We start from the raw sequence: 26,171 nt of genomic DNA, 5'->3' as shown, positions 1-26,171 counted from the left end.
GTGTGGCGACTGTCACCGGGCTGCGGCGCTGGTCTTGCGCTGCGTCGTCTAGGCGAGGGGACGGCATTGGCCTGGAGGTGCCTCGGGGATCGTGCGGTCCGCAGTTGGTCCCGGTGTCACCTCGGCGGTCGCGGGTTCCGCGCTCGGTCCGGCAGTATCTCGGCGGTCGCGCGTTCCGAGGTCAGTCAGGCACTACCTCGGCGGTCGCGCGTTCCGCGGCCGGTCCGGCAGTATCTCGGCGGTCGCACGTTCGCGGTCGGTCCGGCACTACCTCGCTGGCCCAGTGTTGCGGGGCAGGGGCGAGACTTCGGTGTTGGCCCGGCACCAGCGGCGAAGTGGCTGGCCCGGCACCGCGCCGAACTGCATCACCGGCCCGCGCAACTGGGTCGAGCGAGGCCGATGATCGGCATGCGGACCAGCGTCATTGGCACCAGGCAGCCAGCGCATGGTGACTCGGGGCCGCTGCCGCCGGTCGAGTCCGACACTTTGCGGCACGGACTGCCAGCGGTGCGCGTCGTCGAACCGCCGTCAGCGAGCCCGCTGCTGAACGACAGGTCATGTCTATGCCGTCCCGTCTGCACCAGGCACCGTCTCCGGTCCGCTCCATCCGCACCACGCGCCGCCTCCAGTCCGCCCCGCCTGCACCAGGCGCCGCTTCCAGTCCGCCCCGCCTGCATCACGCACCGCCCCTGGTCCGCCACGTCTGCGTCGAAGGGCGCGGGTGGCCCTGCGGTGAGCAGGCGAGCCAGGCGCGGGCCGACCGTCGCGGCCCCGGCGGCTCGGCTGTCGCGTCGTTGGCCATCTGCCGACTCACCCGTTCGAGGGATGCCGCGTGAGTTTTCGCCCGGTCGGGAGGTCTTTTGGGCGAGCACGTCTCCGGCGCCGCGGGCCGCTCGCGGTGACACTGGACGCGCCATGTCCGCATACAGGGAGCGAGGAACCATGCCGACCCCGAACCGGCCCGATGTCCCCACTGCTGTTCCGTCTGCCGCGCTCACGTCGGTCGAGCAGACGGACACCGCTGGGCGCACGACGATTTCGTCGCTGGTCGTGCAGAAGATCGCGGCGCTGTCGACGCGCGAGGTCGCCGGCGTGCACGCGCTCGGCGGCGGGGTCTCGCGGGCGATCGGGGCTCTCCGGGACCGGATCCCGGGTTCGGGCGCGACCTCCACCGCGGGCGTCTCCGTCGAGGTCGGCGAGAAGCAGGCCGCGATCGACCTCGACGTCGTCGTCGAATACGGCGCGCGGATCGCGGAGGTCGCCCGCGACGTGCGGCGCAACGTCATCACCGCGGTCGAGCAGATCACCGCGCTCGAGGTGATCGAGGTCAACATCTCGGTCAACGACATCCACCTGCCCGGCGAGGAGGACGAACCCGAATCGACCAGGGTCGAATGACCGGGTGATCGCCGATGCCTCGGCCGGAGGCTGGTTGTCCCGCGACCTCGACAGCGCGTCGGTCCCAGAGGGCCAGGCACGCCAACTCAGAGCGGCGGGCAGGGCGTACCGCGTCGCGTCTGCTGAGCACCGGCGCTGCGGCGCTTCAGCTGGAACGCCTCGGACCGCAGGGCACCGACGTCAGCCGGTCAGGCCGGGCGGCGCGGGTTCCGAGGAAAGGCCCAGCGGCAGCTCCGGGAAGCCCGAAGCACCGCGTGAACCGCAGCCGCACGGGACCCGAACGCACTCGCCGACCCACTAGCAGCACGCCGCACCAGTTGCGAACCTCAACACCGCAGCACGTCAGATCACGCAGCAACCCAACGCACCGCAGCACGCAATCCCAGGAGGGCGCACGTTGAACGCAACGCAGACCGGGATCCTCGCCGGACTGATTCTCGGCCTGGCCGCCACTCAGGGGTTCACCGCCTTTCTGGTGACCTTCGCGGTCGGCATCATCGGGCTCGTGGTCGGCCGGGTCCTCGACGGCGAACTCGACCTCGGCGACCTGTTCGGGAAGGGCCGAGACAAGTGACCCGGGCGGTCGAGGCAGGGCCGTCCCGCAGCGACCTTCCGGAGCCCGCCGAGCGCGGTTCGCTGACCATCGCCCAGGCCGTCGTGCGCAAGGTCGCGCAGCACGCCGCCGACCAGGTGCCCGGGACGATGTTCACCGAGCGCCGCGTCGCGGGGGTCAGCACCGGGACTTCCGGTGCGTCCGCGAAGGTCGGCGGATCGGACAACGACGTCGAACTGTCCCTCGATCTCGCACTGCGCTATCCGGCGCCGGTGCGGGAAGTGACCGGGCAGGTGCGCGCCAAGGTCGTCGAAGAGGTCGAACGCATCACCTCCTATCACGTGCGTTCGGTCGCGGTGACGGTCACCGCGCTGCTGCCGGACGTGCCGCCGAGGGTGCGATGATGCGCGTCCTCGTCCGCCTTCTGTCCACTTTGCTCGGTTTGGCCGTCGCAGCCGGAGGCGCGCTGCTGGCGCTCGAGGTGGGGTGGGCTTGGTGGCAGCCGGGCAAGGCGCCGCTTCTCGTGCCGTGGCCGCGGTGGAAAACCGAAATCGCCGACCTGGACTGGAGCAGCACGCCTGTGCGGATCGCCGCCGGGATCGCGGTGCTCGCCGGGCTGGTGCTCCTCTTGCTGGCGCTCGGTGCGGGCGACCGCGCGGTGCGGATGACCGATCCCGCCGACGGCATCACCGTGAGCACCTCGCCGCGGGCGCTCGCGCGGTTGGTCGGGCTGGCGGTGCGCGCGGAGGACAACGTGCGCGGCGCGTCTGTGACGGCAAGCTCCCGCAGGGTGCGCGTGCGGGCGACGAGCCGTCTGGAAAACGAGGAGCAGCTGCGGCCGCGACTGTTGGAGACCGTCTCCGGGGTGCTGGACGATCTCCCGCTGCAACGCCGCCCGAAGGTGTCTTTGGTCGTCGACTCTCCGAAGGACCGGTGATGAGTGCTTCCGCGGCGCGTCGCGCGCAAGGTCGTTCGCACGGTGCCGAGCGCACGCTGACCTCTTTGGTCGGCGTGCTCGGACTGCTGGCTGGTGCCGGTGCGCTGGTGGTCGGCATGGGGTGGCTAGGGCAGTTCCGCGGGCACCGGCCAGTGCTCGACCCGATCGCGGTCGGCTGGCTCGGCGACCACGCGCTGTACGCGCGGATCGGTGCAGTCGTGCTCGGGGTGGTGCTGCTGGTGTTCGGGTTGTGGTGGTTTTTCCGTTCGCTGCGCCCGGAACGCCGTCCGGACCTGAAGCTCGACGAGACGATCGGCTCGGAGCTGACCGTCACGGCCGGGGCGCTGGCCGGGGCCGTGCAAACGGACGTGGAGAGCGTTGACGGGGTCACCCGGGCTCGCGTCCGATCGGTGGGCACGGTGGCCGAACCGGCGTTGCGGATCACGGTCTGGCTGGCGGAGGGCACGGAAGTCCGGCGGGTGTGGGAAGACCTCGACGCGTACGTGCTGACCCGGGCCAGGGAGTCGCTCGGCGTCGAGACGCTGCCGACCGCGGTGCGGCTCGAACTCGACACGACCGGCTCGGCACGCGTGCGCTGATCCCGCGTTTCGCCCAGAATGCCCGCATGGCCCTCCCCGTGCAGGCACCGATCAAGCCCATGCTGGCGAAGCCGGCGAAAGCGATCCCCGATTCCGGCGGCCTGCTGTTCGAGCCGAAGTGGGACGGGTTCCGCTGCCTGGTTTTCCGCGACGGCGACGAGATCACCCTGCAGTCGCGCGCTGAGAAGCCGCTGAACCGGTACTTCCCGGAGGTTCTCGCCGCCCTGCGGGAATCCTTGCCGGAGCGGGTCGTGCTCGACGGCGAACTGGTGGTGGCCCGCGACGGCAAGCTCGATTTCGACGCGCTGACCGAGCGCATCCACCCGGCGGAGAGCCGCGTGCAGCTGCTCTCCGAACAGTCTCCCGCGCAGTTCGTGGCTTTCGATGTGCTCGCGCTGGGCGATGAGTCGTTTGTGGACGAGCCGACGTCGGCGCGCCGCGAAAGGCTCGAATCGCTGCCGGGCATCGCGCTGACGCCGGCGACGACCGACCCGGAGACCGCGCGGCGCTGGTTCGAATTGTTCGAGGGAGCCGGGCTGGATGGCGTGATCGGCAAGCCTCTGGACGAGCCGTACTCGCCGGGCAAGCGGGTTTTGTTCAAGTACAAGCATTCCCGCACCGCGGACTGCGTGCTGGCGGGCCTGCGCTGGCACGTGGACGGCGAACCGGGCGAGGCGGTCGGCTCGTTCCTGCTGGGGCTGTACGACGAGAACGGGCTGCTGCACCACGTCGGCGTGGTCGGTTCGTTCCCGGTCGCGCGTCGCCGCGAGCTGGCGCAGGAGCTGGCCCCGCTGATCACTGACGGCGAAGGACACCCGTGGCTGGGCGACGCGGTCCGCGAGGGCCAGCGGATCCCGGGCGGCATCACGCGCTGGCGGTCGAAGGAGCAGCCGTGGGTGCCGTTGCGGCTGGAGCGCGTGGTGGAGGTTTCGTACGAGCACACGGAGGGCGGCTATCCGTCGCGCTTCCGGCACACCGCCCAGTTCGCGCGCTGGCGGCCGGACCGCGAGCCGTCGTCGTGCGGCTACGCGCAGTTGGACGAGCCGGCGCGCTACGACCTGTCGGCGGTGTTCCGGGGCGAGGTCGTACGGACCCGCTGACCGGGCCGCCCGGACCAGCGCGAGCCGGACACGCCGCAGGACCCGCTCACTGGCTTCCCACACCAGGCGTGCCAAGCTCGTCCGAGAGTTCCGCCGAGCAGACGTGAGGACCAGCCCGTGCACCGCCCTTCCGCCAGCCGTTTCCGTTCGCGCGCCCGGCTGGTGGCGGCGACGCTGGGAGTGCTCCTGCTGGCCGGCTGCACCAGCGGGCCCTCCGTGCGGCCTGCGGTGATCGACAACGACGGGCGCGCCGCCACCGCGCCGCCCCCGAGCGCTGCCGCGGTGCCGCTGCCGCCGCTGGCCGAGCCCAAGAAGTCCAGTCTCCGGTGGGCCAACTGCGACGCGGACACCCGTCAGCGGACGGCCGCTCCGGCGCTGCCCGATTCGCTGCACGTCAGCTGCGCGCGCCTGACTTCCCCGCTCGACGCGCCAGACGACTCGCAGCATCTGCTCGCCCGCATCCTCGTGCTCAAGGCGGGCGACGGTCCGATCCCGCTCGTGGTGGTCAACGACATCGGCGGCGAGCCGGGGTCGCTGTTCGCCGCGCGCCTGGCGGCGAAACTGCCGCCGGAGTTCCTCAAGAAGTTCTCGCTGATCGGCGTGGACCGGCGCGGCACCGGGCTGTCCGGCGGAGTGCAGTGCGTGCCGCTGGAGGTGCGTTCCGACCTGCTGGGCGCGGACCCGGCCGACGGCGGCCTCGGCGAGGTGCTCGACGCGGCTCGCCGGGCCGGTCAGCAGTGCGCGCTCGACCTCGACACCGCGCAGACCGCGCTGGACAGCTGGCGCACCGCCGGAGACCTCGACCAGCTGCGCAAACAGCTGGGCCTGGACCGGCTGAACGCGCTCGGCCGCGGCGACGGTTCGAAGGTGCTTTCGGAGTACGCCGTGCGTTATCCGGCGCAGGTGGGCCGCATGGTGCTGGACGGCATCCCGGACCCGGGCGCGGACCGGGCGGCCGTGCTCGACGCGGTGGCCGCTGGAGCCCAGGCGACGTTCGACGCCTTCTCCGCCGACTGCGCCGCCCGCAACTGCCCGATGGGCGATGCGAAAGCCGCGCTGAAGACGGTGACCGACCGACTCCGTACGTCCCCTGTGGACACTGACGACGGCGTGACGATGAGCCCGGGCGTGGCGACCTACGCGGTGTTCCAAGGACTCGCCGACCGTTCGAACTGGCCCGCCCTCGCCGACGCGCTGAACGCCGCGAAGAACGGCGACATCACCGCGCTGGCCGGCTTCGCGAATCCGATCGTCGCGGACGTCCGCGGACGCACGTCGCGCATCGGCGGCACCATCGCGACCCGCTGCAACGACTCGACCACCCGGCTGCCCGCCGATCAGCTCGACCGCGTCGCGGCGGGAATGCGCGCGAAATACCCGCAGTTCGGCGCGGCGGTCGCTCAGGAACTCGCCTGGTGCGGCGCTTGGCCGGTCCGCCGCGAGGCGCTGCCTCCCGCCGGCGCGCCCGGCGCCCCGCCCATCCTGGTGGCCGCCACCGCCACCGACCCGGTGACGCCGCAGATCGGCACCACCAGGGCCGCGGATCAGATGCCCAGCGCCGTGACCGTCACGTGGCAAGGCGTCGCGCACGGCGCGGTCGGCCAGTCTCCCTGCGTCACCTCCGCCGCGCAGTCCTTCCTGATCGACGGCAAGATCCCGGACAACGGCACTCTCTGCCCCGCCTAGGAATCGACCATTCCTGCGCCTCGCGGTTTCCGCGGCGACGCAGCTGCCGAGCGATGCCAGCCGACCGAGACATCGCCGCCATCCGACGCGCAGCACCCGGCCGAATCGTTCGCCCCGCTGTGGTCTGAGGTGGCGGGACCGGGGCTGCCCCGCCGAAGTCGTTTCGAACACCTCACCAGTATCTCGAACGCTTGTTCGAGAGTGCATCACTCAGCCCGGCCGGATCACCTCACCCACACGAGACGAAAGACCTCACCGCGAGTGCCGAAAACCTCGGCAGCGCACCAAATTCCGCCACTCGCAGCCGGGAACTAAGCAGGGCCAGTCAGGATCTCCAGACCGTCCTAATGGGACACGGCGGGACTGGCCGCCGCCCAAGCCGCCTCGATCATCCGGAAAACCTCGTCCACCGCGGCTTCCGGATCAGCCGCCTCGCGAGCCACCGAATAGGCGTCGACTACGAACCGGGCGATCGCGCGGCACGCCGTCAGAGTCCGTCCCAGCCCGGGATCGGCCACCATCGCGTCAGCGAGCGACTCCGCGTGCCGCAGCCGCATCGATTCCTCGTACTCGCGCAGCGCGGGCGACCCGTCGATCATCCGCCAGACCGGCGCGACGCTGTCCGCCGTGCAATGCCGCACCAACGCCTGGATCTCGCCCCGCAACGCCGGGATCAACGACTCCTCCGGCATCCGCCCGGAGACCGCCCCGCGAAGGCTTTCCTCGAAGTTCGAGTCCTGCTCGAAGACCAGCGCTTCCTTCGAGGCGAAGTGCGAGAAGACCGTGGTCACCGCGACGTCGGCCTCGGCGGCGATGTCCCGGATGCCCACCTCGTCGTACCCGCGTTCGAGGAACAGCCGAAGCGCGGTGTCGGCGATCTTCTGGCGGGTCGCAGCCTTCTTGCGCTCGCGCCGCCCGGACGGCTCAGTCATCCGCGGATGCTATCAGCCACAAAACCTGGCCGATTACCAAAAGCTAACAGTTAGCTTTTAATCGAGCGGAGAGCTACTGCCGGTACCCCTCGACCTCGCCCACCGACCGCACCGAAGCCTCGTCCGGGTCGTCGTCGAACTCGACCCGCGCCCGCCGCTGCCGCAGCAGATCCCAGCACTGGTCCAGCTCTTCCTCGGCCCGGCGCAACCGCTCGCGGTCGTCCGAGGACAGCCCGACCCCGATCGCCCGGTCGCGCAGCTGCTTCTCCTCCGCGATCAGCTCGTCGATCCGCCCCAAGATCCCGTCAGCCACATCTACCTCCAAGACAGCGTCGGACACCCACCAGGACGCTACCCCGCCCCGGGGAATTCCCCACCCGGCTCGTTCGTTGAACCGCGCATGAGCACAGTGGAACTGACCGCGGACAACTTCGACCAGACCGTGACCGACAACGAGTTCGTGCTGATCGACTTCTGGGCAAGCTGGTGCGGCCCGTGCCGCCAGTTCGCACCGGTGTTCGAGAAGGCGTCGGAAAAGCACGGCGACATCGCCTTCACGAAGGTGGACACCGAAGCCGAACAGCAGCTCGCCGCGGCGTTCAACATCCGCTCGATCCCGACGCTCGCCGTGATCCGCGACAAGACCCTCATCTACTCCCAGCCCGGCGCCCTTCCGGAAGCCGCGCTGGAGGACCTCATCCGCCAGGCCCGCGAGGTCGACATGGACGAGGTGCGCAAGGCCGCCGCCGCGCAAGAAGCCGAGCAGGCCTGAGCCCAGCCACCGCAGGCGCACAACCCGGGGAAACGCGAAGGCCCGGCACCCACCAGGGTGTGCCGGGCCTTCGCGGTGGTTCAGGACCGGGTGACGAGCCCGCGCAGGAAGAACGCGAGGTTCGCCGGCCGCTCGGCCAGCCGTCGCATGAAGTAGCCGTACCACTCGTCGCCGCAGGGCACGTACACGCGCACAGTCTCGCCTTCGCCGGCGAGCCGCTTCTGCTCCTCCGGCCGGATGCCGTACAGCATCTGGTACTCGTGGTCGCCGGTCGTGCGTCCGGCGTCGGCCGCGAGCTTGCCCGCGATCGCGATCATCCGCGGGTCGTGCGAAGCCACCATCGGGTAGCCCTTGCCCGCCATCAGCACGCGCAGGCAGCGCACATAGGACTTGTCCACTTCGGACTTGTCCTGGAATGCCACCGATTCCGGCTCGGCGTAAGCGCCCTTGCACAGCCGCACGCGCGACCCGGGACCGGACAGGTCGCGACAGTCCTGCTCGGTGCGGTGCAGGTAGGCCTGCAGCACCGCGCCGACCCACGGGTACTCGGCGCGCAGCTCGCGGAGAATGCCGAGCGTCGAGTCCGTGGTGGTGTGGTCCTCCATGTCGAGCGTCACCGTCGCACCGACCGCGTCGGCCGCCGCGCAGATCTTCCGCGCGTTCTCGAGCGCGACGCCTTCGCCGTCGCCCGGCAGGAACTGCCCGACAGCGGACAGCTTCACCGAGACGTCCGCGCCCTTGGCGAGGCCCTGTTCGGACAGTGCCGTCAGCAACTCCTCGTACGCCTGCACGGTGGCGGTGGCCTGTGAGGCGTCAGTGGTGTCTTCGCCGAGGTGGTCGATGGTGATCTTCCGGCCGTCGGCGGCCAGTTCCCGTGCGGCGCGCACGGCGTCGGCGGTAGCCGAGCCGGACACGAACCGGCGCACTACGGACCGGGTCACCGGTACCGCTTCGATCAGCGCACGCATCCGCCGCGAACGAGCGGCGGCGAGCAACGGGGCACGCAGCATGGCGGTCTCTCCTTCTCAGCCCTGGTGCGGGTAGCGCACGGAGGTCGGCGGCACGAACGTCTCCTTGATCGAGCGCGGGCTCGTCCAGCGGAGCAGGTTGAAGACCGAGCCGGCCTTGTCGTTCGTGCCCGAGGCGCGCGCCCCGCCGAACGGCTGCTGACCGACGACAGCACCGGTCGGCTTGTCGTTGACGTAGAAGTTGCCCGCGGCGAACCGCAGCGCCTGAGACGCCTTCGCGACAGCCGTGCGGTCATTGGCGATCACGGCACCGGTGAGGGCGTACGAAGCGGTCTCGTCGACCAGCCTCAGCACGGAGTCGAACTCAGCATCCTCGTACACGTAGACCGACAGGATCGGCCCGAAGTACTCAGTGCTGAAGATCTCGTGCTTCGGGTTCGTCGACACGAGGACGGTCGGCTGCACGAAGTAGCCGACGCTGTCGTCCGCCGTGCCCCCGACGAGGATCTCGACCTCGCTGTCGTTCTTAACGCGCTCGAAGAGCGAAGCGTGCTTGTCGAAGGCGCGACGGTCGATCACGGCACCGCCGAAGTGCGACAGGTCGGTGACGTCGCCGTAACTGAGCGCGGCGGTCTCGGAAGCAAGGCCGTCCTTCAGCTGCTCCCAGAGGCTTCGCGGCACGTACGCACGCGAAGCGGCGGAGCACTTCTGACCCTGGTACTCGAAGGCGCCGCGGACAAGCGCAGTGCGAAGCACGTCGATGTCGGCCGACGGGTGCGCGAGCACGAAGTCCTTGCCGCCGGTCTCGCCGACGAGACGCGGGTAGCTGCGGTAGCCGGCGATGTTCGCGCCGACAGTGCCCCACAGGTGCTGGAAGGTCGCGGTAGAGCCGGTGAAGTGGATGCCCGCCAGGTCGCGGTGCGTCAGTGCGACCTCGGAGACAGCCTTGCCGTCGCCCGGCAGCAGGTTGATCACGCCCGGCGGCATGCCGGCCTCTTCGAGCAGCCGCATGGTCAGGTGCGCGGCGAAGCTCTGCGTCGGCGACGGCTTCCACAGCACGGTGTTGCCCATCAGCGCGGGCGCGGTGGGCAGGTTGCCGGCGATGGCGGTGAAGTTGAAGGGCGTGATCGCGTACACGAAGCCCTCGAGCGGACGGTGCTCCATCCGGTTCCACACGCCCGGCGAGCTGACCGGCTGCTGGTCGAGGATGCTGCGGCCGAACTCGACGTTGAAGCGCCAGAAGTCGGCGAGCTCGCACGCGGAGTCGATCTCAGCCTGCGTAGCGGTCTTCGACTGGCCGAGCATGGTGGCCGCGTTCAGCGTCGCGCGCCACGGGCCGGTCAGCAGGTCGGCGGCGCGCAGCAGGATGGCCGCACGGTCGTCGTAGGACAGCGCGCGCCACTCCGGAGCGGCCTTCGCGGCTGCGGCGATCGCGTCGCTCGCGTCCTGCTTCGTGGCGCTCTGGATGGTGCCGAGGACGTGGCCGTGGTTGTGCGGCTGGACGACGTCGATCTTCTCGCCGCCGCCCGCGCGCTGCTCGCCGCCGACGGTGACCGTCAGGTCGACGGGACCGGCCTGACCCAGTTTCTTCAGCGCACCCTCCAGCTCGGCGCGCTCGGCGCTGCCCGGCGCGTACGTCAGCACCGGCTCGTTCTTCGGGGCGGGGGTCTGGGTCACGGCGTCCACGGCGGCTCCCTCGTTGGCTTACTCGTCGGTTGCCCGAAAGATAACGCTGCGCGGCGTCCAGGGGGTTGTTCAACCGGCTAGAATCGCCCATATGGTTTTGTCCGATCGGCCTACGCGATGACGACCGCCGAACCGTTCGCCGGCGCCTCGCTGCGGCACGTGCTCGCGACCCTCGGCGAACCCCTCGTGCGAGTGCTCGTCGCGCCGCGCGGACTGGGCGTTCCGGTACAGGACGTGGTGATCCTCGACCCCGAGGACCCGCCCGAAACGCATCCCGGCGACCTGGTCCTGGTGATCGGCGCGCGAGGCCGGTCAGCGGCTGCAGCAATCCGGGCGGCAGGACGCGCGGGAGCAGCCGCGGTGGCGGTGAAGGGCGAAGGCGGCACGGACGTCGCGGCGGACGCTGGCGTCGCGCTGCTGACGGTCGGAGCGGAAGCGCGGTGGGAGCAGGTCGAGGCGCTGGCGCGCGGGGTGGTCGACGCGGCCCGAGCGGGCGGTGAGGCGGAAACCGGCGAGGTGCTCGGCGACCTGTTCGCGCTGGCCCAGACGGTCGCGACGCTCACCGGCGGCCTGGTCAGCATCGAGGACACCGCGAGCCGTGTGCTGGCGTACTCGCGAGCCGGAGACGAGGTCGACGAGTTGCGGCGGTTGTCGATTCTGGGTCGCGAAGGGCCGGAACGATACCTCGCGATCCTTCGCGAATGGGGCGTCTACCAGAGGTTGCGGGCTGGCGAAGGAATCGTGCGCGTCGACGAGCGTCCGGAGTTGGGGATTCGCCGCCGCATCGCCGCCGGAATCCACGCGGGATCGCAGCCGCTCGGCACGATCTGGGTGCAGGAAGGCGCGCAGCCGCTGACCGAGCAAGCCGAGGTCGCGCTGCTCGGCGCGAGCCGAACGCTTGCCCCGCAACTGATCCGCGCGCGAACCCTTCCCGATCCGCAACTACGGCTGCGCGAGGATTTGCTGGCCGGACTGCTGGAAGGACGCGTTGACGCCGAATCGGTCGCGGACGACATTGGTGCCGATCCGGCGCGTCCAGCGCAGGTATTGGCGTTCACTCTCTCTCGACAGCAGTCGAGCGCCGCTTCGGACCGGTTGCTGCGCCGGGCGGAACTGGTGCACCTGATCGCCGTGCACACGGCGGCCTATCGGCGGACCGCGCTCGTGAGCGTGCTCGGCGGTCGGGTGTACGCGTTGCTCCCGGATCTGCCGGAGCACTCGGATGCCCCAGTGCTGGCTTTGGCGAAGGAAATCGTTGGTGCGGCACGGAAACACCTCGACGCACCGGTCCGCGCCGCGCTCGGCGGGATCGTCCCGAGGCTGTCCGACGCAGCGTTATCGCGAGGCGATGCCGACCGGGTGCTGATGGCGATGACGCGCGGTCATTGGCCGTCCGACGTCGCGTCGCTGGCCGACGTCCGGGCCGACGTGTTGTTGTCGGAAGTGTTGTCCTACTTGGGAGATCAGCCCCGGCTGCGCGATCCCCGGCTCGCGGAACTGCGCGCCCACGACGCCGACCACGGCGACATTCTGGTGCCCGCGGTGCTGGCGTACCTGAACGCTTTCGGCGACGTCCGCACAGCCGCACGATCGCTGAACATCCACCCGAACACCGTGCGCTACCGGGTGCGGCGGGCGTCGGAGGTGTCCGGGATCGACCTGACCGATCCGGCGCAACGGCTGCTCACCGAGTTGTTGCTGCGACTGTAAAACCGGATGCCGAGGGGGTTCGCGATCGCTAAAGTGCCGTCGTGGACCTCTTCTTCCGCTCCTGGAACGCACTTCAGAATGCCGTGAAATCGCTCGAAGGCGGGCAGTGGCTCGCTCCGTCGGGCTGTACCGGCTGGCTGGTGCAGGATCTGGTGTTCCACCTGGTCATCGACGCGCAGGACATCCTGATCACGCTCGCGACCCCGTCGGAAGCCGAGCCGACGCACACCGCCGCCGAATACTGGGAAATCGGCACCGACCTGCCGACCGGCATGGATGCGGAAACCCTCTTCACTCGCCGCGCGGCGGTCAGCTACGGCACCACCGCCTGGCTGGCGCACCACTTCGACGACCTGGCCCAAGCAGCCGGACGCGCCGCGAAACTGGCGGACCCGGCGTCGAAGGTCGAAACCCGCGACTACGTGCTGACGGTCGCGGACTATTTCGAGACCTACGTCGTGGAAGCCACGTTGCACCACCTTGACCTGGTCATGCATCTGTCCGGAGTGGACGGTCCGGACGCGGACAGCTTGGCAGCGACCCGCCGGACGGTGGAAGCCGCGTTGGGTTCGCCGCTGCCGTCGTCGCTGGACGACCGAAGCGCGCTCCTCGTAGCAACCGGCCGCCGAGCCGCAACCGACGACGAAAAAGCGGCGCTCGGGTCGTTGGCGGAGAAGCTGCCGATCGTCCTCGGCTAGACCGAAAGCCGTTCCGCCGCAGGCAAATCAGCAAGCCGAGCCAGCGCGGCGAACGATTCGACGCGCGCGACCGGGTCGTAAGTGCTGGTGCTGATGAGCAACTCGTCCGCACCAGTCGAGGCGACCAGGTCCTGGAGACGCGCGCCGACCTCGTCCGGAGTGCCGCTGATCTGCCCGGCCAGTGTGTCGTCGAGACGTCGGCGTTCCCGGTCAGTCATCGGCAGCGCCAGAATCTCGTCCGCAGGCGAAAGCGGCGGGAACACGCCATGGCTGCGCGAGTACACAGTGGACCAAGCCTCGGGCACCAGCAGCCGCCGAGCTTCCGCTGCGGTGTCCGCCACCGCGACCGCTGTCGACACGACGACATAAGGATCGTCCACATCGGACCGGAACGCTTCGCGGTACCGAGAAATCGCCTCCACCATCGCACGCTGACCATGCGCCGGCGCGATCACCAGCGGCAACCCCAGCGCCGCAGCGAGATCCGCGCCCGCACCAGTCGCGAGCAGAAACACCGGCACCGACAGCCCCTCTGCAGGGATCGCGTGCACACCCTCGTGCTCACCGCGGAAGAACGCGAGAAGGTCGCGAACCTGGCCATCGAAGCCGTCAGCCGCGTCCTTGCCCTGCCCAAGCGCCCGGCGTACCGGCTCGATGAACCCGACCGACCGCCCGATCCCGAGGTCGATCCGCTCCGGGAACAAGGACTCCAAAACCCCGAACTGCTCAGCAACCACGAGCGGCCGATGATTGGGCAACATCACACCGCCAGACCCGACCCGAATGCGCGAAGTCGCCGACGCGACGGCCGATGCGAGCACCGCGGGCGCGGACCCCGCGACCCCCGGCACGCCGTGATGCTCGGAAACCCAAAACCGATGGTAGCCAAGCGCTTCGATGTCGCGTGCGAACGCGACCGTGTCCCGGATCGCCTGCGCGGTCCCCCGCCCTCGCCGCACAGGCGAGCGGTCCAGCACGGAAATCGGAACGTCCACGCTCAGGCCAACGCCGTCCACCCAGCCCGAATTCCCGCCCCGACATCCGTGAGGGCCACCTTCAGGGCCCCTGATTCCCGCAGGGTTCCCCTCACGACCAACGCCAGGCCGTGAGGGGCCCCTTCACGTACTTAGATTCCCTCAAGGAGCCCTTCACAGCCACCCAACAGACACCCGCGAACCCAACCCACAGCACCCCCCCCAAGCCCCGCGCCCACCCCCACAACCGCCACCGACACACCCCACTGACCCAGGCAGCCAGCCCCCACCCTGCACCCCGATACGAAGCCAAAACGCGGCGCGGGGGTGCTTGTCAAGGCATCTTTCCCGCCTTGACAAGCACCCCGATCTGGGTTTTTTTCTCAGGCCCTCTTCCCCCCCCCAAAAACCCCCCCCGCGCCGTCGTCACAATCAGCTTCGGGGTGCCCAACCAAGAAACGAGGCGCAATGTCGCCCCCAGGCGACGAGCCGCAGCTACCTCACGGCCTCCACCGCTCGCTGTAATCCGGATGCTCCGCATACGGCAACGCCAGCAACCGCAACGTCAAACACCAGTTGGACCCAGCCTCGTCCGCGGGCACATGGCACGTCTCGCACCAATACTCACTGCCGTACAACGGAAACCCGGGCACCTTCTCCGACACCGTGGTCCGATGCGCGAGCATGATCCGCCGGGTGGCCTCGATCTCGTTGATCATCTGATTGACCACGTCGAGCTCGAGATCGCCGAGCGAACGGACCCGCTCCTCCAGCCCGACCTTGGCCTCTCCGCGGTTCAACGGCTCTCCGGCCTTGCCCTTCTGCACCGCCTGCATGATCAGCGCCTGCCGCTGTCCGACACGCGCGGCGAGAAACGCGATCAGGTCGTCCACGACGTCTCCCTCCTCCGGGTCCCGGCTCCCCCTCCGGCCCCGGCAATAGTCGCACCTCGACCCCGGCGCGTTACCAGCCAGCAGCGCACCCCATGGTAATCGACCTCGAAAAACTCAGTGCGACCTGCGGAAACATCACAGAAATTCCCCGCGATGTTGATCACCCAGAGTGATCACGCCCGGCAATCGGACGATCACGCCTGGTCGGATCGGGCCTTGCTCGGCTGCACCCGCTTCGGTTCGCCGGGCATCTTGGGATAGTCCGGCGGGTACGGGAGCTCCGCGCCGCCGAGGTCGCGGTCGTCGCGCTCGTACCACTCCAGCAGCGCCTCCAGGCCGAACGCCGTCTCGTCCATCGGCGCGTGCAGGTCGCCGTGCTCGGCGAGGAAATCGGGGACGGTCAGCACGTCGAAGTCGTCCGGGTCGACGTCGGCGAGCAAATCCCAGGTCAACGGCGTCGAGACGGTCGCGCGCGGGGTTCCGCGCACCGACCAGGACGACGCGACCGTCCGGTCCCGAGCCGCCTGGTTGTAGTCGAGGAAGACGCGGCCGCCGCGCTCCTCCTTCCACCAGGACACCGTCGCCTTGTCCGGGAGCCGCCGTTCGACCTCGCGGCCGAGCGCGATCACCGCGTGCCGCACCGCGATGAAGTCCCAATCCGGGCGGATGCGCACGAGGACGTGCACACCGCGGCCGCCGGAGGTCTTCGGGTATCCGGTGAGCCCGGCGTCGGCGAGCACCTCGCGGACCATGCCGGCGACCTCGACCGCGTCGGCGAACCCGGCGCGTTCCGGCGGGTCGACGTCGATCCGCAGTTCGTCCGGACGGTCCAGGTCAGGGCGGCGGACCGGCCACGGGTGGAAGTCGAAGGTGCCGAGATTGGCCGCCCAGGCGAACACCGCGGGTTCGGTCGGGCACACCTCGTCGGCGGTGCGGCCGGACGGGAAGGTGATCCGCGCGGTCTCGAGCCAGTCCGGCGCGCCCTTGGGCACGCGCTTGGCGTAGAACCACTCGCCGGCGACGCCGTCGACGTAGCGTTTCAGCGTGGTCGGCCGCTCCCCGATCGCCCGCAGCAACGGGTCGGCCACGGCGAGGTAGTACTCGACGACTTGCCGCTTCGTGATGCCGCGTTCGGGGAAGTAGACCTTGTCCGGGCTCGACACCCGGACGGTGCGCTCCCCCACCTGGTATTCGACCGGATCGCCGTTTTTGGGCATGCGGCCACCGTAGCCGCGAGTGCCGTACCGTGGCGGGGTGTCCGGGAGAACCAAACTGATCGTCGCCCTGGTCGTGTTAGCTCTTCTCGGCGCCGCCGCGCTGTGGCTGCCGATCCCGGGACCGGCGCAGCTGCGCGCCTGGGCGGCCGCGACCGGATCGATGACTCCGCTGGTACTCCTCGTGGCTTACTCGTTGCTCACCGTCGCGCCGATCCCGCGCACCGTGTTCAATCTGGCCGCCGGATTGCTCGTCGGCAGCGTCGCGGGAGTGCTGATCGCCTTGGCGGCCACCACTATCGCCGCCGCACTGGCGTACGGGCTGGCGCGGCTGCTCGGCCGGGATCTGATCCTGCGCCATCTGCACCGCGCGCCGGTCCGAGCCGTCAACGACCGGCTGTCCGACGGCGGCGTGCTCGCCATCACATCGCTGCGGTTGATCCCGGTCGTCCCGTTTTCGGCGATGAACTACCTGTGCGGCGTTTCGTCCGTGAAACTCGTTCCGTACCTTGCCGGAACGGCGCTCGGGAGCGTCCCCGGAACCGTCGCGGTGGTCGTTTTCGCGGACGCGCTGACCGGCGACACGCCGCCCGCTTTGCTGGCCTGCTACGCGGTCTTCGCGGTGCTCGGCGCGGCAGGATTGGTGCGAGTGCTGCGGAAGCGCGTCCCAGCCGCCGAGCCGGAGGCTCCCGTGCCGTCGGCACCGGCTGGCTGACGGCGGGCAGGTACTTCCGACCGCTACACTCGTCCGGGTGCGCGAGGGGCATCCGTGCTGCGCACGAACACGATCACGGGACTTTCGTCAGGAGCGGGCGTCATCGACACCGGGCAGCTGATCGCGGGGCACTACCGCCTTGTCGAGCACATTGGTAGCGGTGCCATGGGCGTGGTGTGGCGTGCCGTCGACGTGCGCCTGGAGCGGTCCGTGGCGATCAAGCAGATCCTGCCGCAGCCGGGCGTCTCCGAGGCCGAACGCGACAACATGCGCCAGCGCGCCATGCGCGAGGCGAAGAACGCCGCCCGCTTCCAGCACCCCAACGCGATCGTCGTGTTCGACGTCGCCGAGCACGGCGGCGACCCGTGCCTGGTGATGGAGTACCTCAACGGCCCGAGCCTGTCCGCGGTGCTGTCCGAACAGGGCACGCTGCCGGTCGGCCAGGTCGCACGGATCGGCGAGCAGGTCGCCGCGGCGCTCGTGGCCGCGCACCGCGCCGGGATCGTGCACCGGGACGTCAAGCCCGGCAACATCCTGATCGACGAAACCGGCACCGCGAAGATCACCGACTTCGGCATCTCCCGCGCGGCCGGCGACATGACGCTCACCCAGACCGGCCTCATCGGCGGCACTCCCGCGTACCTCGCGCCCGAACTGGCCCGCGGTGCCGACCCGGTTCCCAGCTCGGACGTCTTCGCTCTCGGAGCGACGCTGTACCAGGCGATCGAGGGACAGACGCCGTACGGCAACACCACGAACCAGCTCGCGCTCCTGTACGCGGCGGCGAACGGCCAGGTCAACCCGCCGACGCAGGCCGGTCCGGCCACCGCGTTGCTGATGAGCCTGCTGCGCAGCGAGGCTTCCGAGCGGCCGAGCATGGCCGAGGCGCGAGAGCGGCTTGCTTCGCTGGCGACCGGGGAACCGGCTGCGCCGCAGCAGTTGCTGTCGGAGAATCGCGGCCCGGGGAGCAACGGGTCCCGGCCGCCGTGGGCCCGTGAGGCTGCTCCGGCTGCGGCGGCGGCCGCGCCGAAGGCTCCGTCGAACCCGCCGCGGACTCCTACTGCGGCGTTCATGCCGATGAACGCGCCTTCGCGTCCGGCTCCTCCGCCGAACACTCCGCCGCGTCCGCAGCCCGCGGTGCGGCCGACGCCGACTGCTGCTGCACCGAACTACTCCGGCTCCGGGACCGGAGAGCGGGTTTCGCCTGCGGCGGCTCGGAAGAAGAAGATGGCGTTCCTCGCCGGCGGGGTCGCGGCGGTTGTCGTGGTGGCGTTGGTGGTGTTCCTGGTGTTGAGCAGCAGCCGGGACAAGGGCGGGGCTTCGTCGAACAACGCGCAGCCTCCGGCGTCGAGCTCGTCCGCTCCGGCGTCTCCGTCGAGCACGCCGAGTTCCTCTGCGCCGCCGGTAAAGTCCAGCGGCAACGTCGAGTGGGGACCTGCGGGCCTGTTGGCCGTCAACTTCTACAAGGACGCCGGGTCGCCCACCGCATGGGCGGTGCTGACCCCGTCGGCGCAGGCGGTCTTCGGCGATCAGACTGCGTTCGCCTCGTACTGGGACCAAAACAAGCCGACGTCCTATCGGGGTGCGAACGTTTACAAGCGCCAGAACAATCCTGACGGTTCTGCCGACGTACAGATCACCCTCACGATGCGGGACGGCTCGTCGATGCAGAAGGTCGTGCAGGTCATTGCCGGGCCAGACGGCACGCTGATGATCAACAGTGACCCGCGCATCGGAAACGGCGCGCCCGCGCAGTGACACTCGCCGCAGAGGTGGGTCCGGCGGGACGAATGGCCTACCTTTGAGGCATGGCCGAGAACGGAGCTCTGCCGCCGGGCTGGAATCCTCGGTTCCACGAGGATCTGGTCGGGCTGGATCCGTACGACCCGGAGGCCCGTGCGTTCGCCGCTCATCTCGACCGGATGGAGCGCACCGGGCCGACTTTCACCGTCGAGGCGTGCCTGGACCAGGTCGCCGACTTCGCCGACTCCAGCAGTCGCACCGGCGGGCTCCGCTACTGGGTGTCCGCACTGGTCGTGGTGCTGATCGTGCTCGGGCTGCTGGTCACCGCCTGGGACATCGCGCTGCACACGGTCGCTTTTCTCTCCAGGTAACGTGGGAAGGGTGAAAGGTATGAAACCCGTCGTCGGCACCACTCCCCGCGTGGTGAAGTCCGACCAGGAATGGCGGGAGCAGCTGGGCCCGGAGGAGTACGCGGTGCTCCGGCAAGCCGGCACCGAACGGCCGTTCACCGGCGAGTACACCGACACCAAGACCACCGGCGTGTACGAGTGCCGGGCTTGCGGCGCGGAGCTGTTCCGCAGCGACACGAAGTTCGAAAGCCACTGCGGCTGGCCGTCGTTCTACGACCCGGCGGACTCCGACGCGGTGCTGCTGCGCGAGGACCGCACCATGGGCATGCGGCGCATCGAGGTGCTGTGCGCTTCGTGCCACAGCCACCTCGGGCACGTGTTCGAGGGCGAGGGCTACGCCACCCCCACGGACCAGCGCTACTGCATCAACTCGATTTCCCTGAAGCTCGTCGAGGAATCCGGCGACTGACGCCCGGGTCCCCCAAGGCCGCCCTTCCCGTTCCCGGGGAGGGCGGTTTTTCGTCCGGCGGCAACCCGGGCCGGGCAGGTAGCGTGGATTGTTCATCCGGAGGGGGTCCGTGATGGAGTGGACGATCGAACGCGCGATGCCGGCCGCGCTGGTCCTGGTGCTGGCGCTGGTCTGCTGGTGGCTCGGGCTGCGGACCGCCGCCCGGTTGCGCCGCGGCAGGCATCCCGAAACCCGGCTGACGTCCGCGGCGCAGGTCGCGTTGCTGACCAACGGCCCGATCCGCGTCGCCGAAACGACAGTCGCCTCGATGCTCGAGCGGGAGCAGCTGCGGGCGGATTCCGTGGGGCGGCTGTATCGCACGCCGACCGAACCGTCCGACGATCTGAGCCGCGAAGCCGCCGAGCTGACCGGCACGGGGGTCGGGATCGCGACCGTGCTGCGCGGCCTCGTCTGGGGCGACGCGGTCCGCGAGCTGGTCGAGGACCTGACCAAACGAGGTCTGCTCGTCGACGGTCAGGCGCTGCAACGGGTGTGGAAGTGGACCGCGGTCGGAGAAGCTGTGCTGACGGCGGCCGGGGTAGCGGCGTTCGTCGGCGGACTGAACGGCTTTGTGCTGATTTCGCTTCTGCTGCCGGGGTGGTTCGCGTTCTCCGCGCTGTCCCGTCGCCGGGCCGCCCGGCGGATCCGGCCGACCGAGGCCGGGCGTGCGGCCGCCGAAGCAGCGTGGCCGGACCAGAGCCTGATCAGCGGCTTGACCGGGAACGTCGCGGTCGGCGGGCTTTCGAACCATCCGGATCGCGAGCTGCGGGTCGCGCTGCTCCGAGGCCTCCCGGCGACCCGGCAAGCACGGGCTGCCATCGCGGGTACGGGCGTCGCGGGCGGGTTCGCCGGAGGAGTGGGGTACTGGGCCGCGGGAGCGGGCTGCGGTTCGGGCTGTGGCGGCGGAGCGGGCTGCGGATCCGGCTGTGGCGGTTCGGGGTGTGGCAACGGGTGCGGATCCGGGTGCGGCGGGGGCTGCGGCGGCGGGAACAGCTGAGCCGGGAACGAATCGGACACCGGCTGCGTCAGTTCTGCCGTCAGCCTCCGGAGACGGTCCGGTTAGGGTTCCGGCAAAGCGGAAAAGAGGGGGTAACCGTGGACGAACCGTGGGGCATTTCCGGCCCGCAATTCCTGCTGATCTTCGGCCTGGCGCTGGCCGTCGTGCTGCTGGTGCAGCTGAGCTGGCCGTCGATCGCGCGGTCCCGGCAGCGGAACGCGCCCGCTGCCGTCGAGGCCCCGCTGCGCCCGGACGTCTACCAGCTCGCCTACCTGGCCGGCGGCTCGGACCGCACGGTCGACACCGCGATCGCGACGCTGCTGGAGCAAGAACTGCTGCGGGTGAGCAGCAAGGGCAAGCTGAGCGCGATCGGCAAGCGACCGGCTCGCAAGAGGCTGGAACGAGCGGTGCACGACGCCGCGCAGAGCGGCACGGCGACCGTCGCCATGGTGCGCAGGTTGCCGGCGGTCCGGGCGGAAGTGGAGAAGATCCGCGAGGACCTCGAGCGGCGCGGGCTGGTGACCGTCGTCGGCGACGGGCTGGACGGCTTCCGCGGCGGCATTTTGGCGGCGTACGCGGCGCTGTTGCTGATCGGCATCGTCCGCGCGGTCAACGGAGCGCAGCTGGACCGGCCGATCGGCGGGTTGGTCGGGCTGCTGGTCGTGGCCGGGATCCTCACGTTGATCGCGTTCACGTCCCGAAAGGGCAAGAAAACGTCCCAGGCGACCGACGCGGGCCACGCCGTCGTGGTGCGGGCTCGCGAAGACGCGAAAGCCGCCCAGGAACGGCCTGAGGAGTTTGCCGAGACGAGCAGGAACGGCGGCGGAATGTTGTTGTTCGCCGGGGCTGCGGGCGTGGTCGCGCTCGGCGGGATCGCGCTGTATCCGGACGACGAGATGAGCACGGCGCTGCTCAGCGGCGGCGGGACCACCTGGGCCGGGGGCGGCGGATCGAGCGGCGGATCGTCGTGCAGCAGTGGTTCCTCCTGCAGCAGCGGGTCTTCGTGCGGCGGAGGCAGCAGTTGCGGCGGCGGGGGCGGCTGCGGCGGATAGACGCAACGAACCGCGCGGTCCGGGCGTCAGCAGGACATCCGGACCGAGGAGGGAGACGCCGTGCACGAACCGTGGGGGATCTCCGGCCCGCAGTTCCTGGCGATCTACGGAGCGGCGCTGGCCTTGACGCTGGCGGTGCAACTGGCCTGGCCGCGCGTCGGGCCGAGAGCGCCTGCGGACCTGCACTGGCGGCTCGACGTCTATCAGCTCGCCTACCTCGCCGGCGGGCACGATCGCACGGTCGACACAGCGATCGCGGCGCTGCTGGAGCGCGGGTTGCTGCGGGTCGACACCAGGGGTCAGCTCACCGCTGTCTCCGGAGCGCCGACGGGGCCGGTTGAGCAGGCGGTCTACGAGACAGTGCGGAATCGGCCTCAGACGACCGCGACGCTGCGTAGAGCGGAAGCGGTTTCCGCGCCGGTCCGGAGCATCGGGAACGGCCTCCGCCAGCGCGGTCTGGTCGCGGTCGCTTCCGCCCGGTTCGCGACGGGAGTGGTTCTCGTCTACGTCGCTCTGCTCCTGGTCGGTCTGGCGCGCTGGGCCAACGGCTCTGCACTGCACCGGCCGACAGGCGGGCTGACGGTGCTGCTGGCGGTCACGGCGATTCTCCTGGTCTTGGCGGTGACCAGCCGCAAGCGGCCGAAGGTCCAGCTGACCAAGGCCGGGCGAGCGATGGTCGCCGCGGTGCGGACTGATCCGGCGGCCCAGCGGGCGCAGTCCGGCGCGCTGATCGGCGGTGCCGCCTCGCTGGTCGCGCTGGGCGGGTTCGCGCTGTATCCGGACCATGCGACAAGCTTGGCGCTGAAAAGCGGCGCGGGAAGCTCGTCCGGCGGCGGATCGTCCTGCGGCGGTGGCGGCGGATGCGGAGGCGGAGGTGGGTGCGGTGGCTGACCGGCTGGGGATCGGCATCGGCTGGCGGCCGGAACTGGACCTGTCGATCGCGCGGCTGCCGGGCGTCGACTGGGTCGAGGTGGTCGCGGAGAACCTGCACGCCCCGCACCTGCCGGAAAGCCTGCTGGCGCTGAAGGATCGCGGGATGCCGGTGCTTCCGCACGCGGTGTCGCTGTCGCTGGGCGGGGCCGAGCCGCTGGACACCGCGCGGGTGGAGCATCTGGCCGAACTGGCCAGGGTCCTCGACGCGCCGTTGGCCAGCGACCACGTGTGCTTCGTCCGCGCGGGCGGGCTCGACTCCGGGCATCTCATGCCGCTGCCGCGCACCCGCGAGGCGCTGGACGTGCTGGTGGACAACGTCCGGCTCGCTCAGTCCATTGTGGACGTGCCGTTGGCGCTGGAGAACATCGCCGCGCTGCTGGAATGGCCGGAAAGCGAGCTGACCGAGGAACAATTCCTCACCGAACTGACCGAACGGACCGGCTGTCTGCTGATCATCGACGTCGCGAATCTGTACGCGAACGCGCGCAACGTGGGCACCGACCCGGTGGCGTTCCTGGACGGGATTCCGTGGGAGCGGCTGGCGTACGTGCATATGGCGGGCGGCGTGGAGCGCGACGGGGTTTATCACGACACGCATGCGCATCCAGTGCTTCCGGAGGTGCTGGATCTACTCTCCGAACTGCGTCGGCGCACGGACCCGCCGGGGGTTCTTCTGGAGCGCGACGACGACTACCCGACTGATTCCGAACTCGCTGCCGAACTGGTCGCGTTGCGGAGCGCGGTGACGCAGTGAGCCGGGAAGAGTTGGCTGCCCGGCAGGCTGCATTGCTGGACAGCCTGTTGACCGGGTCGGAGGCGCCGTCCGGGTTCGATGCCTCGCGGTTGCGCATCGAGGCCGACGTGTTGCTCGCCAAGCGGCGGCGGCTAGTGGCGTACCTGCGGCCGGACCTGCCTGAGGCGCTCGGCTCGCGGTATCGGCCGTTGTTCGACACCTACGCGGCGGAGCGTCCGAAGACGACTTCAATCCGGGCTCGCGAGTATGCCGACGCGTTCGCCGAGTGGCTCGTCGCCCGCGGTGACCTGCCCAAACCCCGGTGGAGATGGTTTCGCCGCTGAACCCGTTCCGGTTTTGTCGGTGGTGCTGGTTACGCTGGCGACATGTCTGGTTACGGCGGTGTTACCCGATCTCTGCCGGACCGGGAGGGAGGGAACCTGTCGTGAACGGATTCTGGGCTGCCTTGAGCCCGATCTACCTGGTCTATGCGGCCACCGCCGTGGGCATGGTGAGCATTCTGGCCACTGGCAAGGACAAGCTGGCCACGCAGGCGTCCGCGCCGGAGTCGGCCGCCGTGTCGCGAGATGCCTACGACGTCGCGTACTTGGCCGGCGGGCGGCCTCGGGTGGTCGAGACCGCGATCGCGGCGCTGCTCGCGCGCGGCCAATTGCAGGTCGGACCACGGGGCGAGGTCGTCTCCGCCGGTCCGCCACCGGCGTCGCCGCCGCTCGAACAAGCCGTGCACCAGGCGGCCGGTCGAGGTCTCCTGGCGTCGTGGATCGCGCGGTCCTCGGCGGTCAAGCCTGCGATACGGACGCTCGAAACCGATCTGGTCCAGCGGCGGCTGGTCAGCCGGCGCCGGCCGTTGACGCCCCTCGGGTACACGCTGACCGCGATCGCCGTGGTCGTGCTGGCGATCGGCGTGGCGCGTCTGGTCTACGACGTCGGCCGGTCTCACCTGAACGTCATGGTGCTGCTGGTTTTCATCGAGATCGGACTGACGCTCTGGCTCTGTCTCGTCGGCAGTCAGCGGATCACGAAGATGTTCGGCGAGCGGAAGGTCAATTCGCTGCCGCCGACGACTGCTGGGGCGACTGTGCTCGCGCAGGCCGAACAGCAGGGTGCTGGGGGTCGTGGCTGCGGACCGGCGGAACTCGTCGCGGTGGGCGGGCTGGCGGCTTATCCGGACAAGCGGGTCGCGGGAGGGCTTATGCCGATTTAGCCGGTGCGACGGGAGCGGCGTTGGGGTGGACGGTTTCGCGAGGTTGCTTGGCGCTCACGGGGCAGGCGTGGTCCCGATGGGACTGGCGTGGCGCTCGCGGTCCGGTGGCGCTCACGGGACTGGGTGCGCGCAGACCAGCACGACGCTCATCGGCCGGGGTGCCTGTGGGCCTGCCTGCGCTCACGAGACTTGCGGAGCTCGCTAGACCCGCGCGCATTCGCCATCCGGCGACGCTCACAGAACTGGGCGCGCTCATTGACCGGCGGGGCGCTCGCAGGCCAGGGCACCGTGAACCTGCCTGTGCTCACCACACCGACGGTTCACACGAGACTCACCATTCGGTGGGGCTCGCGGAACCAGTCGCGCTCACAGAACCGGCATGGCACTCACGAAACGGCTGCGCTCGCGGAACCAACAGCGCTCACGAGACCGGATGCGGCACAACAGGAGCCCACACCGCGGTGTCCGCGCCAGGCTTGTGCGACGGGTGGTCCCAATGCGGCTGCGCACCCGGCAGTTCTCCGGCCATCCGCACCCGGGTCATCTGGCCGAAGTCGCTGTCGACCGTCTCGAGTACGTCCGCGTAGTCCACTTCGGACGGTTCCGGGTCCTTGCGGCCCAAGGAATCCAGCCACCGTCCGGTGCCGGCGAGGGACAGGCGGGCTTGCCAGCTGCCGCCGTCGGTGACGGTGCGGCGGATGGCCGTCATGATCGCGGCGGCGGTCAGCCAGCCGGTGGCGTGGTCCAAAGCCTGCGCGGGCAGCGGAGCGGGAGCGTCACTGGCGTACTCCTCGGCGATGCCGGACGACATCTGCACGAGGCTGTCGAAGCCGCGGCGGCGGGCCCACGGGCCGGTCCAGCCGTAGGCCGAGATGTCCGCCACCACGAGGCCGGGTCGCAATTCGGCGAGTTGCTCCGGGCCGAAGCCGATCCGGGCGAGTGCGCCGGGGCGGAACGACTGGACCAGGACGTCCGCGCGGGCGATGAGCTTCTTCAGCTTCGCGCGGCCGCCCTCGGTGTCGAGCGCGACGAAGGCGGAGCGTTTGCCCTGGCCGGTGTCCATGGTCAGCATGGGGATCCGCGGCAGGTGCGCGGCGCCGACGTGCAGCACGTTCGCGCCGTGCGCGGCCAGCACGCGGCCTGCGACGGGGCCGGCGAGCACGTGGGTCAGCTCCAGCACGCGGACGCCGCCCATCGGGCGGTCCGAATCGAACAGCGTGCGCTTCGGCGCGTCGCCGATCCGGTCCAGTTCGACCAGCGGCAGTTCCGCGACTGCCTGGCCTTGCGGATGCGCCAGCCAGTCCTCGCGCGAGCGCATCAACGCCGCCGCGCCGCCTGCGGTCACCACGGCGGATTCGACCTCTGCCACGGATTTCGCGGCCACGGTCTTGGTCACCGCTTCGCGAGTCGCCGGGACGCCGAGCGCCCAGCAGACCGCCGCTTCGTGCCGTGAAGTGTTGCAGTGCAGCTTGATCCAGCCGTCAGCGGCGCGGTAGTCGCCCGCGATGCGGCCCCACGGGCTCGGCGCGGGCTCGCCGTCGATGCGCAGCAGTTGCTCGCTGCGGAACGCGGCGGCGGCATGCCGGGTGTCGACCGACACCGTGCCGGGGTCGATGCCGCGCAGGCGCAGCAGTTCACCGGCGGACAGCGTGGCCGCGGCGATGCTGGCGGTCGCCATGGCGGGGACCCGGAAATGCCCGGGCAGCACGGATTCGTCGCCGGTCAAGGACACGGCGGGCAGCGGTTCCCCGGCGAGCGACTGCCAGGCCCCGGCTAGTACGTCCTGCACCGGCGG

Annotated in this window: 28 protein-coding genes; 20 read left to right on the top strand and 8 right to left on the bottom strand. The window is 70.1% G+C overall.

What is annotated here, in order from left to right; translation table 11 throughout:
• Positions 1 to 942: 942 nt before the first annotated feature.
• From ACZ7OI_RS30785 to ACZ7OI_RS30755, 7 genes are all read left to right on the top strand, one after another.
• Positions 943 to 1,398: an Asp23/Gls24 family envelope stress response protein gene (locus tag ACZ7OI_RS30785; protein WP_470267606.1), complete on the top strand. Its 456-nt coding sequence runs from the start codon at positions 943 to 945 to the stop codon at positions 1,396 to 1,398.
• Positions 1,399 to 1,795: 397 nt separating this feature from the next.
• Positions 1,796 to 1,972, top strand: a complete 177-nt coding sequence (locus ACZ7OI_RS30780; protein ID WP_009075692.1) for a hypothetical protein — start codon at positions 1,796 to 1,798, stop codon at positions 1,970 to 1,972.
• Positions 1,969 to 2,355, top strand: a complete 387-nt coding sequence (locus ACZ7OI_RS30775) for an Asp23/Gls24 family envelope stress response protein (RefSeq protein WP_344267437.1) — start codon at positions 1,969 to 1,971, stop codon at positions 2,353 to 2,355. The genes ACZ7OI_RS30780 and ACZ7OI_RS30775 overlap by 4 nt, the downstream gene beginning before the upstream one ends.
• Positions 2,352 to 2,888: a DUF6286 domain-containing protein gene (locus ACZ7OI_RS30770; RefSeq protein ID WP_470267605.1), complete on the top strand. Its 537-nt coding sequence runs from the start codon at positions 2,352 to 2,354 to the stop codon at positions 2,886 to 2,888. The genes ACZ7OI_RS30775 and ACZ7OI_RS30770 overlap by 4 nt, the downstream gene beginning before the upstream one ends.
• A complete protein-coding gene (locus tag ACZ7OI_RS30765) occupies positions 2,888 to 3,487 on the top strand; it encodes an Asp23/Gls24 family envelope stress response protein (protein ID WP_470267604.1) in 600 nt (199 codons plus the stop codon). The genes ACZ7OI_RS30770 and ACZ7OI_RS30765 overlap by 1 nt, the downstream gene beginning before the upstream one ends.
• A gap of 26 nt (positions 3,488 to 3,513) precedes the next feature.
• Positions 3,514 to 4,587, top strand: coding sequence for an ATP-dependent DNA ligase (locus ACZ7OI_RS30760; RefSeq protein WP_470267603.1), 1,074 nt, complete (start codon positions 3,514 to 3,516; stop codon positions 4,585 to 4,587).
• 117 nt (positions 4,588 to 4,704) lie between these two features.
• Positions 4,705 to 6,273 (top strand): alpha/beta hydrolase, encoded by a 1,569-nt coding sequence (locus ACZ7OI_RS30755; RefSeq protein ID WP_470267602.1) that lies wholly within the window; start codon positions 4,705 to 4,707, stop codon positions 6,271 to 6,273.
• 344 nt (positions 6,274 to 6,617) lie between these two features.
• Here the strand turns inward: ACZ7OI_RS30755 and ACZ7OI_RS30750 are convergent, their stop codons facing one another.
• Complete coding sequence (locus ACZ7OI_RS30750) at positions 6,618 to 7,205, bottom strand: TetR/AcrR family transcriptional regulator (RefSeq protein WP_470267601.1); 588 nt, start codon at positions 7,203 to 7,205, stop codon at positions 6,618 to 6,620.
• A gap of 73 nt (positions 7,206 to 7,278) precedes the next feature.
• Entirely contained in the window at positions 7,279 to 7,518 is a 240-nt protein-coding gene (locus tag ACZ7OI_RS30745; RefSeq protein WP_470267600.1) for a DUF2630 family protein, read from the bottom strand.
• A gap of 87 nt (positions 7,519 to 7,605) precedes the next feature.
• On the opposite strand from ACZ7OI_RS30745, the gene trxA reads away from it, so the two are divergent.
• A complete protein-coding gene (gene trxA / locus ACZ7OI_RS30740) occupies positions 7,606 to 7,977 on the top strand; it encodes a thioredoxin (protein WP_116205014.1) in 372 nt (123 codons plus the stop codon).
• Positions 7,978 to 8,057: 80 nt separating this feature from the next.
• Here trxA and ACZ7OI_RS30735 read toward each other — a convergent pair whose 3' ends face one another.
• Together ACZ7OI_RS30735 and pruA are read right to left on the bottom strand one after the other, a co-directional pair.
• Positions 8,058 to 8,987 (bottom strand): proline dehydrogenase family protein, encoded by a 930-nt coding sequence (locus ACZ7OI_RS30735; RefSeq protein WP_470267599.1) that lies wholly within the window; start codon positions 8,985 to 8,987, stop codon positions 8,058 to 8,060.
• 15 nt (positions 8,988 to 9,002) lie between these two features.
• The gene (gene pruA / locus ACZ7OI_RS30730; protein ID WP_470267598.1) at positions 9,003 to 10,631 is read right to left on the bottom strand and encodes an L-glutamate gamma-semialdehyde dehydrogenase; all 1,629 of its coding nucleotides are present in this window, start codon (positions 10,629 to 10,631) and stop codon (positions 9,003 to 9,005) included.
• Positions 10,632 to 10,748: 117 nt separating this feature from the next.
• Between pruA and ACZ7OI_RS30725 the strand changes: the two genes are divergently transcribed.
• Entirely contained in the window at positions 10,749 to 12,341 is a 1,593-nt protein-coding gene (locus tag ACZ7OI_RS30725) for a PucR family transcriptional regulator (RefSeq protein WP_470267597.1), read from the top strand.
• Between the two features lie 41 nt (positions 12,342 to 12,382).
• Positions 12,383 to 13,039 carry a maleylpyruvate isomerase N-terminal domain-containing protein gene (locus ACZ7OI_RS30720; protein ID WP_470267596.1) on the top strand — a complete coding sequence of 219 codons (657 nt, stop codon included), beginning with the start codon at positions 12,383 to 12,385 and terminating at the stop codon, positions 13,037 to 13,039.
• On the opposite strand, the gene ACZ7OI_RS30715 is transcribed toward ACZ7OI_RS30720, so the two are convergent.
• The 3 genes from ACZ7OI_RS30715 to ACZ7OI_RS30705 all read right to left on the bottom strand — a co-directional run bounded on the left by ACZ7OI_RS30715 (position 13,036) and on the right by ACZ7OI_RS30705 (position 16,123).
• Positions 13,036 to 14,040 carry an MsnO8 family LLM class oxidoreductase gene (locus ACZ7OI_RS30715; protein WP_470267640.1) on the bottom strand — a complete coding sequence of 335 codons (1,005 nt, stop codon included), beginning with the start codon at positions 14,038 to 14,040 and terminating at the stop codon, positions 13,036 to 13,038. The genes ACZ7OI_RS30720 and ACZ7OI_RS30715 overlap by 4 nt on opposite strands.
• A 473-nt stretch (positions 14,041 to 14,513) precedes the next feature.
• The gene (locus tag ACZ7OI_RS30710) at positions 14,514 to 14,906 is read right to left on the bottom strand and encodes a DUF6221 family protein (protein WP_116206681.1); all 393 of its coding nucleotides are present in this window, start codon (positions 14,904 to 14,906) and stop codon (positions 14,514 to 14,516) included.
• A 194-nt stretch (positions 14,907 to 15,100) separates the two neighbouring features.
• Positions 15,101 to 16,123 carry a DNA polymerase domain-containing protein gene (locus tag ACZ7OI_RS30705; protein ID WP_470267595.1) on the bottom strand — a complete coding sequence of 341 codons (1,023 nt, stop codon included), beginning with the start codon at positions 16,121 to 16,123 and terminating at the stop codon, positions 15,101 to 15,103.
• Positions 16,124 to 16,160: 37 nt separating this feature from the next.
• Here ACZ7OI_RS30705 and ACZ7OI_RS30700 point away from each other — a divergent pair, with 37 nt between their 5' ends.
• The 10 genes from ACZ7OI_RS30700 to ACZ7OI_RS30655 all read left to right on the top strand — a co-directional run bounded on the left by ACZ7OI_RS30700 (position 16,161) and on the right by ACZ7OI_RS30655 (position 24,376).
• On the top strand, positions 16,161 to 16,835 hold the full coding sequence (locus tag ACZ7OI_RS30700; protein WP_470267594.1) for a TVP38/TMEM64 family protein: 675 nt from the start codon (positions 16,161 to 16,163) through the stop codon (positions 16,833 to 16,835).
• Between the two features lie 117 nt (positions 16,836 to 16,952).
• Entirely contained in the window at positions 16,953 to 18,593 is a 1,641-nt protein-coding gene (locus tag ACZ7OI_RS30695) for a serine/threonine-protein kinase (protein WP_470267639.1), read from the top strand.
• 50 nt (positions 18,594 to 18,643) lie between these two features.
• On the top strand, positions 18,644 to 18,949 hold the full coding sequence (locus ACZ7OI_RS30690; protein ID WP_470235536.1) for a hypothetical protein: 306 nt from the start codon (positions 18,644 to 18,646) through the stop codon (positions 18,947 to 18,949).
• Positions 18,950 to 18,968: 19 nt separating this feature from the next.
• Positions 18,969 to 19,397 (top strand): peptide-methionine (R)-S-oxide reductase MsrB, encoded by a 429-nt coding sequence (gene msrB / locus ACZ7OI_RS30685; RefSeq protein ID WP_344267467.1) that lies wholly within the window; start codon positions 18,969 to 18,971, stop codon positions 19,395 to 19,397.
• Positions 19,398 to 19,509: 112 nt separating this feature from the next.
• Entirely contained in the window at positions 19,510 to 20,433 is a 924-nt protein-coding gene (locus ACZ7OI_RS30680; RefSeq protein ID WP_470267593.1) for a TIGR04222 domain-containing membrane protein, read from the top strand.
• Positions 20,434 to 20,531: 98 nt separating this feature from the next.
• The gene (locus tag ACZ7OI_RS30675; RefSeq protein WP_470267592.1) at positions 20,532 to 21,485 is read left to right on the top strand and encodes a TIGR04222 domain-containing membrane protein; all 954 of its coding nucleotides are present in this window, start codon (positions 20,532 to 20,534) and stop codon (positions 21,483 to 21,485) included.
• Positions 21,486 to 21,545: 60 nt separating this feature from the next.
• Positions 21,546 to 22,376, top strand: a complete 831-nt coding sequence (locus ACZ7OI_RS30670; protein ID WP_470267591.1) for a TIGR04222 domain-containing membrane protein — start codon at positions 21,546 to 21,548, stop codon at positions 22,374 to 22,376.
• On the top strand, positions 22,369 to 23,172 hold the full coding sequence (locus ACZ7OI_RS30665; protein WP_470267590.1) for an MbnB/TglH/ChrH family RiPP precursor modification enzyme: 804 nt from the start codon (positions 22,369 to 22,371) through the stop codon (positions 23,170 to 23,172). The genes ACZ7OI_RS30670 and ACZ7OI_RS30665 overlap by 8 nt, the downstream gene beginning before the upstream one ends.
• A complete protein-coding gene (locus ACZ7OI_RS30660; RefSeq protein WP_470267589.1) occupies positions 23,169 to 23,495 on the top strand; it encodes an SCO6045 C-terminal-like domain-containing protein in 327 nt (108 codons plus the stop codon). Before ACZ7OI_RS30665 ends, ACZ7OI_RS30660 begins: the two co-directional genes overlap by 4 nt.
• A 101-nt stretch (positions 23,496 to 23,596) precedes the next feature.
• The gene (locus ACZ7OI_RS30655) at positions 23,597 to 24,376 is read left to right on the top strand and encodes a TIGR04222 domain-containing membrane protein (protein WP_470267588.1); all 780 of its coding nucleotides are present in this window, start codon (positions 23,597 to 23,599) and stop codon (positions 24,374 to 24,376) included.
• 421 nt (positions 24,377 to 24,797) lie between these two features.
• On the opposite strand, the gene ACZ7OI_RS30650 is transcribed toward ACZ7OI_RS30655, so the two are convergent.
• Entirely contained in the window at positions 24,798 to 26,165 is a 1,368-nt protein-coding gene (locus ACZ7OI_RS30650) for a CoA transferase (RefSeq protein ID WP_470267587.1), read from the bottom strand.
• Positions 26,166 to 26,171 lie beyond the last annotated feature (6 nt).

The sequence above is a fragment of the Amycolatopsis sp. NPDC114503 genome (assembly GCF_055633655.1).
Note: the sequence above shows the minus strand (reverse complement) of the source record. Positions and strands in the feature narration are given on the sequence as shown.

Excerpts from the sequence above, each read along its gene's own strand:
- ACZ7OI_RS30785 (WP_470267606.1), top strand. The coding sequence starts at position 943 with ATGCCGACCCCGAACCGGCCCGATGTCCCCACTGCTGTTCCGTCTGCC.
- ACZ7OI_RS30770 (WP_470267605.1), top strand. The coding sequence starts at position 2,352 with ATGATGCGCGTCCTCGTCCGCCTTCTGTCCACTTTGCTCGGTTTGGCC.
- ACZ7OI_RS30765 (WP_470267604.1), top strand. The coding sequence starts at position 2,888 with ATGAGTGCTTCCGCGGCGCGTCGCGCGCAAGGTCGTTCGCACGGTGCC.
- ACZ7OI_RS30760 (WP_470267603.1), top strand. The coding sequence starts at position 3,514 with ATGGCCCTCCCCGTGCAGGCACCGATCAAGCCCATGCTGGCGAAGCCG.
- ACZ7OI_RS30750 (WP_470267601.1), bottom strand. The coding sequence starts at position 7,205 with ATGACTGAGCCGTCCGGGCGGCGCGAGCGCAAGAAGGCTGCGACCCGC.
- trxA (WP_116205014.1), top strand. The coding sequence starts at position 7,606 with ATGAGCACAGTGGAACTGACCGCGGACAACTTCGACCAGACCGTGACC.
- ACZ7OI_RS30735 (WP_470267599.1), bottom strand. The coding sequence starts at position 8,987 with ATGCTGCGTGCCCCGTTGCTCGCCGCCGCTCGTTCGCGGCGGATGCGT.
- ACZ7OI_RS30725 (WP_470267597.1), top strand. The coding sequence starts at position 10,749 with ATGACGACCGCCGAACCGTTCGCCGGCGCCTCGCTGCGGCACGTGCTC.
- ACZ7OI_RS30705 (WP_470267595.1), bottom strand. The coding sequence starts at position 16,123 with ATGCCCAAAAACGGCGATCCGGTCGAATACCAGGTGGGGGAGCGCACC.
- ACZ7OI_RS30690 (WP_470235536.1), top strand. The coding sequence starts at position 18,644 with ATGGCCGAGAACGGAGCTCTGCCGCCGGGCTGGAATCCTCGGTTCCAC.
- msrB (WP_344267467.1), top strand. The coding sequence starts at position 18,969 with ATGAAACCCGTCGTCGGCACCACTCCCCGCGTGGTGAAGTCCGACCAG.
- ACZ7OI_RS30680 (WP_470267593.1), top strand. The coding sequence starts at position 19,510 with ATGGAGTGGACGATCGAACGCGCGATGCCGGCCGCGCTGGTCCTGGTG.